Source organism: Streptomyces sp. NPDC058701 (assembly GCF_042715295.1).
Classification (GTDB): Bacteria; Actinomycetota; Actinomycetes; order Streptomycetales; family Streptomycetaceae; genus Streptomyces.
In genome coordinates, this window is the sequence record NZ_JBHXSY010000057.1 from 23,891 (window position 1) to 34,567 (window position 10,677).

Below are 10,677 nucleotides of genomic sequence, written 5' to 3' on the forward strand. Positions count from 1 at the left end.
GGCCCGGAGTCGGCTCCGGACCGACACCGATCCCGGACCGGGCGCGATCGTGGGGGAGGAGGGGGGCGCCCGGCCCGGGAGCAGGGGACCGCGCGGTGCGCGGCGCGGGGTGTCAGCGGCAGACGCGACCGCCGTTGATGCAGTTCACCGCCTTGTTCATCAGACCGTTCGACATCACGTTGATGAAGTCGCCGTGGTCGGTCACCGGCTTGTGGAGCTGCTCGGGGAAGCTGTCGACCGCGAACCGGGCACCCGGTGCGACGCCGTACGTGATCCGCTGCACCAGCTGCGGGATGGCGGTGAAGCCGTTCGGGCAGCGTCCCGCCTTGTCCGGGAAGGCCACGTGGGTGCGGTGGTTGGCGCTGTCGGCGTTCTTGCCGTCCCAGCAGCTCTGGAAGGTGAAGGTGCGGACCACGTCACTGCCCTTGGGGCAGACCGGGTACTTGTCCTTCAGCTGACGGTTCTCGAAGCCGGTGCAGCTCCACGAGGCGTTGGCGTTGGCGGTGCCGTTGGTGAAGGCCTTGGCGTCACCCGTGATGATGCGCAGGAACCGGGGCATGGTCGTGACCTGGCCGACCGGGCTGCCCTTGAAGGTCATCGTCACCTGCTTCGGCTGCAGGATCGTGCCGATGTTGCCGTCCTTGCCTCCTCCCGGAGCCTGGGCGTCCCGCTCCGCCTTTCCGTCGCGCAGCCGCAGGACCGGCCAGTAGTAGGTGGACTGGTCTCCGTTGGTGCAGGTGGTGCCGGAGGCGGCGAGGCTGTTGTTGGTGGAGAACGCGTCGGTGGTCTTGTTGCCCACGTAGTCGTGCATGTGGTGCGCGCCGTTGGAGACGCCGGGGGCGACGATCACGTTGTCCGGGTTGAAGTGCTTTTCCTCGTTCCGCCCGCAACTGGAGCTGAAGGAGCCTCTGGAGGCGCCGGACTGGGCCGCGGGGGTGCGCACGTTCGGCCGTACCTTGGTGATGTTGACGAAGTCGCTCTTGGCCGGGGCACCCTTCTGGCCGCTGCTCTTGACGGCGCTCGCGTCGGCCGCCTGGTTGGCGTCGGCCGGGGCCTGCTTCATCTCGCAGCCGCTGAGCGCCTTCAGTTCCTCGGGCTTCTGGGCGCCGTTGTCGCCGATCGCCCCGGCCACCTTCTCGATGGTCTTGCCGCGCTGGTCGCGCAGCTCACCGAGGAGGGCGTCCCCCGTGGCCTGGCCCGCGGCGAGCCGCTTGTAGGCGTCGGCCACCTGGGCGTCGAGCTCGGCGAGGTTCTCGCCCACCTGCGCCTTCGCCTGCTCGGGGACCGCGGTGAGCTTGTCGCCCACGTCGGGGCAGTCGATGGTGGCGACGGACTTGCCCCCACGGTTGTCGTCCTGGCCGGCGGAGGCGTTGCCCGCGATGACGGCTACTCCGCCACCGCCCAATACCAGAGCGGAGACCACGGCGAGGAGCTTGTTCGAGATCCGGGGGCGTTTATGGCCTTTTTGGCTCATGTGATCACTTCACTTCGTCGATCGGACATCGGAGGGGAGTGCGGGAGCGCCCAGGAGGGCGACGGGCTTGGGGGAGGGGGGCGCGGGCTGGTCGGACAGGGTGTCGAAGTCGACCAGCCCGCTCGCCTCCAGCACCGAGATGTGGTCCAGGACGGTGGCGTTGGCGGACGTGGCGAGCGCGCGGACCATGGAGTTGCGGGTCTGGGCCCGGATGCTGGCCACGAGCGAGAAGACCTTGCCGTGCGCCCGGCGCAGCAGCTGGACGAACAGCCGCTCGTACTGCTCCCCTTGGCCGGCCGCCGTCATCTGCGCGAGCCAGTCCTGCTGTTGCGCGGAAGGCTGGTCGGGCAGCGCGACGCCGAGTGCCTGGCCGACCTGGATGACCTGCCGGTCCAGTTCGGTGTGGCCGTCGACCAGGTGGTCCCCCGCCGTGCGGATGGAAGGGCGGGTACCGCGTTGCTGGGCCTGCTTGCCGGCGGGCAGTTCCCACAGTCCGGCCAGGCGCACCTTCCGGATGAAGTCGCGGTCCGCCGGGGTCAGGGGCCCGTACGCCGTACTCATGATCCCGGCGCCGTCGTCGTCGCCGGCCGGTCCGGCCGCCGACGCGGAGGCGCGGCCGCCGAAGCTCTCCACGGGGATCAGCAATGCGATCAACGTGACGGCGAGGGCGGCGATGACGACGCCGCTTCCGATCGTGTATCTCGTGGCCACCGACAAGCCGCTGGCGGATCGCCGCCGGAATGACAGCACTGTGCCTCCTTGCTCAAGGGCCGGGAGGGGTGCGGGGGCTGGAGGTTCCGCACGTGCCGTGCGGTGCACGCCCGCATTCCCGGGGTGCCACGGGACGCTAGTGCCCCATGTGGTGCCGTCACGGCCGGACCATCACCATTGGATAAACATCCGGGCAAGTACCCGGAAGCCTGGTACCTTGCCGCGTTCCCCACCGGAACCGAATCCCGCTTTCCACGCCCGGACGAGGGCCGGGGGCGCGGGCGGAGGTGTCGTACGAGCGCATGGGGGAGTACCGCTCCGGCCGGCAAAGACGGTCACGGAGTCCCGTTGACGCGGTGGCTGTACGGTTCGTTGCGCGCCTCGGAGCCGTTCGTGGTCTCCTCGGCCCTCCTGGCGACAACCCGGTTCGCGGTGGTCGCGGAACTCCCCGTAGCGGTAGAGGTCTCCCCCGCTCGTGCGGCAGAGAGTGATCTGCTTGTTCTCCGTGCCGGAGCCCGCTGACCAGGGCGAAACGGGCGCGGGGCGCCAGGGTTTCCCTTGGACGCCACGTTCTCGGTCCTCAGCCCGAGACGGCCTCGGCCCAGCCGCGGTTGACGGCCTCTCTGGCCTTCTCCGTCTGCGCCTCCGTCGGAAACGTCGGCGTGCCCTCGACCGTCGGCAGTTTCTCGGCGGCGGCCTTGTCGAGGGTGCCGTCCTTCTCCATGGCATCCACGAGGACGGGGCGTGCATAGGCGCCGAGCCGGAGGTTCTGGCCTTCCGGGCTGAAGACGTACTCCTGCCACAGACGTGCCGCCGCGGGGTGCGGTGCGTCCTTGTTCACCCCGTTCGCGTAGTACTCGGCGAAGCTGCCGTCGAAGGGGATGGCGGTCCGCCAGTCGACGTCCGCGCCGTTCTCGCGGAATTCGTCGGCGTATCCGAGGTTGAGGAAGTCCCAGTCGATGCTGATCGGAGTCCGGCCCTTCGCGATCGTGGCCGGTGAGGATTCGACCGGGATGAAGTTGCCGTTCCTGCTGAGCTCGGCGAAGAAGTCGAGACCGGGCTGGATGTCGTCGAAGGAACCCCCGTTCGCGAGGGCCGCCGCATAGACTCCGGCGAAGGCGGAGCCGGATTTGGTGGGGTCGCCGTTGAGCGCGACCTGGCCCTCGTACTCGGGCTTGCGCAGATCGGCGAAGGTCGCGGGGCAGGTCTTGACGCGGTTGGCGTCGCAGCCGATCGAGATGTAGCCGCCGTAGTTGTTGTACCAGCGGGCCTTCGGGTCCTTCTGTTCCTCGGGGATCCGGTCGAAGGCGGCGACCTTGTACGGAGCCAGCAGGCCCTGCCGGGCCGCAGACTGCGCGAACGATCCCCCGACGTCGATCACGTCAGGGGCGCGGCCGTCGCTTCTGTGCTCCTTGAGGGCGTTGATCTCGTCCTGGCTGGTGCCCTCCGGGTTCTCCACCATGACCTTGATCCCGTACTTCTTCTCGAAGCCGTCGATCAGTGCGCCGTAGTTGGCCCAGTCCCGCGGGAGCGCGATCGTGTTCAGCGAGCCCTCCTTCTTCGCCGCTGTGGTCAGCGCTGCCATGCCGCCGGCGTCTGCGGCCGAGGTGGCCACCGCGGGTGCTCTGGGCACGGCAGTGGGCTCGTCTCCGCAGGCAGCGAGGGGCGCCGCCACGAGGGCCAGGCAGGCGGCGACAGAGGCTGTCCGGAGACGGGGTGTGGGCACAAAGGCTCCATAACGGTCGTGTACTGATCGAGGCCAGCGTACGTTCGGTCGCCTCGCCCGCGCAGTCCCAGACCGTGGTGTCCGCCGTCTTCCTGCGGTTCCCGTACCGGCGCGTGCTTCTACAACCCCTCGTCGGCCCACCCGGCCAGGAGGGCCTCCCCGACGTCCGCCGCGGGCGGCGCGGCCCCGTCGTGGAGGGCCTGCTCGCTCCAGATGATCTTCCCGCGGGCGGTGTAGCGGGTGCCCCAGCGCTCGGCGAACTGCGCGACGAGGAACAGGCCGCGGCCACCCTCGTCGGTGGCCTCGGCCCGGCGCAGGTGCGGGGAGGTGCTGGACCCGTCGGAGACCTCGCAGATCAGGCTGCGGTCGTGCAGCAGCCTCACGCGGATGGGCTCGGTGCCGTAGCGGACGGCATTGGTGATCAGTTCGCTGAGGATGAGTTCCGTGGTGAAGGCGATGTCCTCCAGGCCCCAGTCCGCCAGTCGGCGGGCGCACGCGTTGCGCACCGGGGACACCGCCGCGGGCTCGGGTTGCACGTCCCACTCGGCGATCCGCGAGGGGTCCAGCAGGCGGGTGCGGGCCACCAGCAGGGCGACGTCGTCGCCGGGCCTGGTGTCCAGCATCGTGTCGATCACCGCGGTGCAGGTTTCCTCCGGGGTACGGGCGGGCCCGGCCAGGGCGGCGCGCAGCGCTGCCAGGCCCGCGTCCGGATCGCGGTCGCGGCTCTCGATGAGCCCGTCGGTGAAGAGCGCCAGCCGGGAGCCTTCGGGCAGGGTGACCGTCACGGTCTCCATCGGCAGACCCGCGCCCAGGCCCAGCGGCGGGGAGACCGGCACCTCGGGGAAGGACACGGTTCCGTCGGGGCGGACCAGAGCGGGACCAGGATGCCCGGCGGTGGCGGCCGTCACCTGCCCGGAGACGGGATCGTAGATGGCGCACAGGCAGGTGGCTCCGGTGATCCCCTGCCACTCCTGCTCGTCGGTGTCGATGTGGGTGACCAGCTCGTCCAGGTGGCTCAGGAGTTCGTCCGGGGGCAGGTCGAGGGTGGAGAAGTTGTACACGGCGGTGCGCAGCCGGCCCATGGTGGCGGCGGCGTGGAGACCGTGGCCGACGACGTCGCCGACCACCAGGGCGACGCGGGCGCCGGGCAGCGCGATGACATCGAACCAGTCACCGCCCACCCCGGCCCGGGCGGGCAGGTAGCGGTGCGCGACCTCGACGGCGGACTGCTCCGGTACACCCCGGGGCAGCAGGCTGCGCTGCAGGGTGACGGCCATGTTGTGCTCGTGCGTGTAGCGGCGGGCATTGTCGATGGACAGAGCCGCCCGGGCGGTCAGCTCCTCCGCGAAGGACACGTCCTCGTCGTCGAACGGCGGGGAGTCCTGCTCCCGCCAGTAGCCCGCCATCCCCAGCACCACGCCCCGGGCCCGCAGGGGAACGACGATCAGGGAGTGGATGCCCCGGTCCAGGATCTGCCGGGCGTTGACCTGGTTCTGGGCCCGCCAGCGGTGGGTGGTGCGCAGGTCCGCCTCCAGGACCGCGCGGCCGCCTGCCAGCCCGGCGGCCATCGGACCGGTGGGAGCGAACCGGATCAGCTCGCCGACGGGGGAGAGCGGATGGTCGCCCCGTAGGCCGACGACGGCGGTGCGGCGCATCTCGGTGACCGCTTCGGGCGGCTCCTCGCCGCGCAGCACCCGGTCCAGCAGGTCGACCGTGACCACGTCGGCGAACCGCGGGACCGCCACCTCTGCCAGTTCCTCCGCCGTGCGCTCCACGTTCAGCGTCGTTCCGACCTGCACCCCCGCGTCGTAGAGCAGCTTCAGCCGCTCGCGGGCCACCTCGGCCCTGCCGGAGAGGGCCCGCAGCTCGGTGGTGTCCCTCAGCGTGACGACGGTCCCTGCCTTCCCGTAGGGGGCGGTGGGCCGGATGTTCACCGCCAGCAGCCGATCGGCTGCCATGTGCAGCTCGTCGGTCGCGGAACGGCCCGATGCGATCGGACCGGCGATCCCCTCCTCCAGACCCAGGTCCGTGACGGGAAGCCCTTCCGCGTCCACCGGCAGATCCAGCAACCGCCGCGCCTCGTCATTGGCCAGCAACAACCGCCCGCCGCCGCTGACGATCAGTACGCCCTCTCGCACGGCGTGCAGTACCGCGTCGTGGTGCTCGTACATCCTCGTCATCTCGGCCGGTCCCAGGCCATGGGTCCGGCGCAGGAGCCGGCGGCTCACCAGAGCGGTTCCGCCGGCGGACAGGGCGAGCACCGCGGCTGCGCTGCCGGCGACGACCGGCAGCTGCCGGTTCACCATGCTCTGGACGTTCTGGACCGTGACCGGGGAGGAGACGACGGCGACGACACGGCCGTCGGAGTCCTTGACCGGGACCACCGAGACCACGGACTGGCCCAGGGACCCCTCGAACGTCTCGGTGAAGGACCTGCCGGCCGCCGCCTTGGAGAAGGGACCGACGACGCGCTTCCCGATCTGTCGAGGATCGCTATGGGTGAGGGTGACTCCGTCGAGTGAGTACACGTTGATGCCGTCCACCCCGGCGATCTTCCGGGCCGCCTCGGCGCTCGGCTGCAGCACCGCGCTCGGATGGGGGCTGCGCAGAGCCGCGACGATGCCCGGAGACTCCGCGAACGTTCCGGCGGCGGCGAGCGTACGGTTCCGGGCGTCCGACATGGCGGCGCTCCGGGCCTGCACCACGAGTGCCACCACCGCGGCGGTGACGAGAAGCACCACGACGGCCAGCTGCAGGAGGAACACCTCGCCGGCCACGCTGCGCACGCTCAGCAGGGAGGACAAGCGCTGCGGCCGCCGTGACGTCTTCTTCCCGAGGGGAGAGGAGGAGCTCGTGGTCGAGTCGAGCAGCCGACGCCGGACACGTCCAAGGAGGTCGCGCATACTTCATTTTCCAACCTCTACGGGTCATCGGCAGCGGGGAGGCGACGGGCGCCCGGCAGCAGCGATCCCGGCGCCCACGGGGATCGGTGAACTGCAGTGGCGGCCGTGCGGCGGGGCGGGGCAGTCTGTACTCATGAGAGCGCCCTTGCGCTCGCCCCCCGGACCGGGAGCCGGCGGCCACCACCAGGTCCTTTTCGCCCTAGCGGAGTGCGTGCCCTTCGTTCTCGCCCTGCTGGTGCTCCTCGTCGAGCTCACCCCGGCGCACGTCGTCTACACCGGCCCCCTGCTGGTTGCGACACCCGCTCTGGCGGCGGTGACGATGGGCCCCCGGGGCACGCTCGCGGCGACGGGGGTGGCCGTCGGCGTCAGTGTGACCACCGCCACCTACAACCACGCCTGGGGTGGTCAGCAGGTCTACACGAACTTCCTCGCCCTGTTCCTGGTCTCGGCGGCGAGCTTCATGACGAGCCGCGCCGCGCGCACGCGCCAGGAGAACGAGCTCAACCAGGTCCGCCGGATCGCCAAGGCCGCCCAAGAGGTCCTGCTGCGGCCGGTGCCGGACCGGCTGGGCCCCGTACGGGCGGCCAGCATGTACCTGGCGGCAGAGACGGGCGCGCAGATCGGGGGCGATCTGTACGACGTGGTCCAGACCCGGTACGGGGTCCGGATGATCGTCGGGGATGTCCGGGGCAAGGGCCTGCCCGCCGTACGGGCCGCCGCGGTCGTGCTGGGCGCGTTCCGGGAGGCCGTGCACTACGAGGACGACCTGGTGGAGGTGATCAACCACTGCGGAGCGGCCCTCCGGCGGGACGCCGTCGTCGGGGGCGCGGCCGACGGTAACGACGCCCTTCTCGAGGGATTCGTCACCGCGCTCGTGGCTCAGATTTCCGACGGCCCTCACGTCGAGGTGATCAACCGGGGCCATCCGCCGCCGCTGCTGCTGCGCAACGGCGCGGTCCGGTCCTTGATGCCCACCGCCCCCCTGCCGCCGCTCGGTCTCGAGGAATTCATCGACGGCCCTCCCGGACGCACGGACCGCTATCCGTTCGCACCGGGCGACCGGCTGCTGTTGTGCACCGACGGCGTCATCGAGGCCCGCGACCGGGACAACACCTTCTTCGACCTGCCCGAGGCCATGGTGACCATGCGCGACCACACCCGGCGGGCGTTCCTGGACGGCCTGCGTGAGGCATTGCTCCGCCACACCCAGAGCCGCCTGGCGGACGACGTGGCGGTCATCCTCCTCGACCGGCGCGAAGACGAGGGGGAGGGGCCGACCGGAGGCCCGGCCCGGGGTTCGCGGTAGGCCCCGTGGTCACGCGCCGGCCAGTGCGCCTGGCGCCGGTCGCCCGGTTCGAGGGCGGCCGGTCCGGAGGAGGTCAGCTGGTCAGCCCGCCTGCGGCGAGTCGATCCCTCATGTCGCCCACCAATCCCTTGCCCGAACTGTCGCCCGCCGTGAGCAGCTCTTCGAAGGCCCGGAGACGACGGGGCCCCACCGACGGCACGTCATCGACCTCGAATGTCCGACTGCCCCGTCTCGCCACCGGCGATGCCGGTGCGCCGGCCGGCGTGCTCGCCGACCCCGGTGACGCGGAACGTCGTCAACTGGCGAACACGGCCCGGAATGCGGCGCGATTGGGGGAGTCGGCCGAGCGGTCCCAGACGGCGAAGGTGATGCGGACGAACGGGGCGCCGTGGGTGTTCAGGGCTTCGGCGAACGCGTCCGCCACCTCGGCCGGGTCGTTGCCGAACACGCCGCAGCCCCATGCGCCGAGGACGAGCTCGCGCACCCCGTGGTGGGCGGCCACGCCGAGGACACGGCGGGCCCGTTCGGTGAGGATGTCCTTGACGTCGATCTTCTCACCCGGCGAGTGCAGCGCCAGCTGGCCGGCGTTGGGAGCGGGGGAGGTCAGGAAGGAGACCTGGTACGGCTGATCGAGGAGAGCGTGGGAGCCGTCGCGGATCACCGGTACGTGCGGGGAGAAGATCACCCGGTGGCTGTAGTTGAGGTCGGCGGACGCCCGATGGGCTGCGTAGTAGTCGGGGGCTTCGAGCAGGCACTGGTAGAGGAGGGCGGTGCGGCAGAGGTCCTCCTCTTGGGCCTTGGCCCCGCGCAGGTACCCGCCGCCCGGGTTCCGGGCGGAGGCGAAGTTGAGGACGGCGATGTGCTCGACGCCTTCGTCGGTGAGGCGGCGGGCGGCGTGCATGCTGTCCTCGTCGGTCACCTCGGCCTCACCGGTGAAGGGGCCGGTGGGCGCAGGGGCGAAGGCGGGGGAGTGGGAGACGGTCCCTGAGCGGGCGGCGGCGAGAGCGGGGGCGATGGAGACCCGGGTGCCAGTGGAGGTGGTGTAGACGCCGGTCGTCGCGACGTGCTCGTTCTCGGTGGCGAGGTTCCTCAGACGGTTACTCATGGAGGGCGATGGTAGCCGGTGATTATTGTCAGAGTGACTATTTTTCCCGCACGGCTGCACCCCTGCCCCGCACTTGCCCCGGTAGGCGATCGGCAGCGCCCCGTCACCGCAGGCACTGTGCTCGGAATTGGTAGCTGGCCGAGGAGCTCAAGCGTCAGGCAAACAGGCTGGAGCAGAAGGAGATCCGACGTGAGCGTGTGGGGAGGCGGGCACAGGGACCGGTCCGGCGGTGGTGGTGGCGGTGGTGCGGCGGATGAGGGAACGCTCGGCGGTCCGTTCGGCGCACCGGAGGTCTTCGCCTTCGCGACCCCGGCGGAACGGGCACGGTTGCCGTTGGCCGAATGCGTCACTGAGAGGGAGGGCGAAACGGACGGGGCCTACTGCGCTTCGGTCCCCCGGCGTGCCCAGGGGCCCGTGCTGCCACAGCGCTGGTACGGCTACGCGCCGGGATGTGCGCCGGGGCGGCTACCGCTGGACGGGTGTGGCTGAATACCTGGCGTGTAGGGGCGAAGTGCGCGGCAATGCTGACCAATATGACGACGCATTCGATGAGTACCCCGGAAGGACGGGTCGGCGTGCGACCCTTCGCCGAAGTCGAAGAGGCGTTTCGGCGGCTGGAGGCCGAGGCGGCCGGACCGGATCAACAGACGCAGTTCTCCCGGGGAGCCCTGACGGGGTACCTGTGGGCGCTGGGGCGTGGCAAACCTGCGCCGATCACTGCGCAATCGGCGGACGAGGCACCCGCTTTGGAGGATCTGACCGCGGAGATGGACGCTGCGACGGTGCAGATGAAGGATTCCACCAAGCGCACCGTCCCTCGCGACTACATTCACGGGGTGCGCGACGCACTGGCCTGGGTGTGCGGACACACCGACCAGCGCCCCTGAGCGGCAATGCCATCACAGCCAGGGTGTCCCGCCATTCCCGCCTGCGGCGGGCACGCTGCTCAGTCCGTTACCCGCCACGGGGCATGTTGGCTGCGGCACCAGGTCCAGCACCCACGTGGTGAACCGCCTGCGTGGCAACCTGCTGGGCATGTTCCCGGCCTTTGGAACGGGCTCTGGACGTGACCAACACCGGCCCGCTCAAGCTGCTGACGGGCTACCGGATTCCGGCCGCGATCCGCCGATCCGGCATCGCCCGGCTGACGAGGTGGCCGGCCAACCGCAAGGCCGGCGACGCAAAAGGCCTCGCCGAAGCAGCCGTCGAGGCCGCGGAGCGGCACTAAGACGTCATCTCATGTGGCTGGGTGAGCTGCCAGTCGTGGCGGGGATGGTTCCCGCGGCGAGCTGGACTGGTCGCGGTGCGCGATCGACTCGGTGAATATGCGGGCCCTGAAAAGGGGGAGCTGACAGGTCCGAATCCCGTAGACCGGGGTAAGTACGGGTCAAAGATCCACTTGATCACGGAGTGAACGGGACTGCCCCTGCCCATCGGCATCTCGGGCGCCAA

7 protein-coding genes and 2 pseudogenes are annotated in these 10,677 nt (G+C 70.5%); 4 read left to right on the top strand and 5 right to left on the bottom strand.

Going from position 1 to position 10,677, the window contains the following annotated elements; translation table 11 throughout:
• Positions 1-112 precede the first annotated feature (112 nt).
• The 4 genes from ACFWW8_RS34360 to ACFWW8_RS34375 all read right to left on the bottom strand — a co-directional run bounded on the left by ACFWW8_RS34360 (position 113) and on the right by ACFWW8_RS34375 (position 6,814).
• Positions 113-1,474 (bottom strand): DUF1996 domain-containing protein, encoded by a 1,362-nt coding sequence (locus ACFWW8_RS34360; RefSeq protein ID WP_386535664.1) that lies wholly within the window; start codon positions 1,472-1,474, stop codon positions 113-115.
• A gap of 9 nt (positions 1,475-1,483) precedes the next feature.
• On the bottom strand, positions 1,484-2,185 hold the full coding sequence (locus tag ACFWW8_RS34365) for a DUF4142 domain-containing protein (RefSeq protein WP_386535667.1): 702 nt from the start codon (positions 2,183-2,185) through the stop codon (positions 1,484-1,486).
• A gap of 580 nt (positions 2,186-2,765) precedes the next feature.
• A complete protein-coding gene (locus ACFWW8_RS34370) occupies positions 2,766-3,800 on the bottom strand; it encodes an ABC transporter substrate-binding protein (protein ID WP_386535686.1) in 1,035 nt (344 codons plus the stop codon).
• A gap of 230 nt (positions 3,801-4,030) precedes the next feature.
• Entirely contained in the window at positions 4,031-6,814 is a 2,784-nt protein-coding gene (locus tag ACFWW8_RS34375) for a SpoIIE family protein phosphatase (RefSeq protein ID WP_386535670.1), read from the bottom strand.
• 211 nt (positions 6,815-7,025) lie between these two features.
• Here ACFWW8_RS34375 and ACFWW8_RS34380 point away from each other — a divergent pair, with 211 nt between their 5' ends.
• Positions 7,026-8,120, top strand: coding sequence for a PP2C family protein-serine/threonine phosphatase (locus ACFWW8_RS34380; protein ID WP_386535672.1), 1,095 nt, complete (start codon positions 7,026-7,028; stop codon positions 8,118-8,120).
• Positions 8,121-8,415: 295 nt separating this feature from the next.
• Here the strand turns inward: ACFWW8_RS34380 and ACFWW8_RS34385 are convergent, their stop codons facing one another.
• A complete protein-coding gene (locus ACFWW8_RS34385) occupies positions 8,416-9,225 on the bottom strand; it encodes a TIGR02452 family protein (RefSeq protein ID WP_386535675.1) in 810 nt (269 codons plus the stop codon).
• A 521-nt stretch (positions 9,226-9,746) separates the two neighbouring features.
• On the opposite strand from ACFWW8_RS34385, the gene ACFWW8_RS34390 reads away from it, so the two are divergent.
• The 3 genes and pseudogenes from ACFWW8_RS34390 to ACFWW8_RS34400 form a co-directional block, all read left to right on the top strand.
• Positions 9,747-10,112, top strand: coding sequence for a hypothetical protein (locus tag ACFWW8_RS34390; RefSeq protein WP_386535678.1), 366 nt, complete (start codon positions 9,747-9,749; stop codon positions 10,110-10,112).
• Between the two features lie 109 nt (positions 10,113-10,221).
• Positions 10,222-10,447: pseudogene (locus ACFWW8_RS34395) on the top strand (IS110 family transposase); the annotation flags it as partial.
• Between the two features lie 52 nt (positions 10,448-10,499).
• Positions 10,500-10,636 (top strand): annotated as a pseudogene (locus tag ACFWW8_RS34400) (IS5/IS1182 family transposase); the annotation flags it as partial.
• Positions 10,637-10,677: the final 41 nt, after the last annotated feature.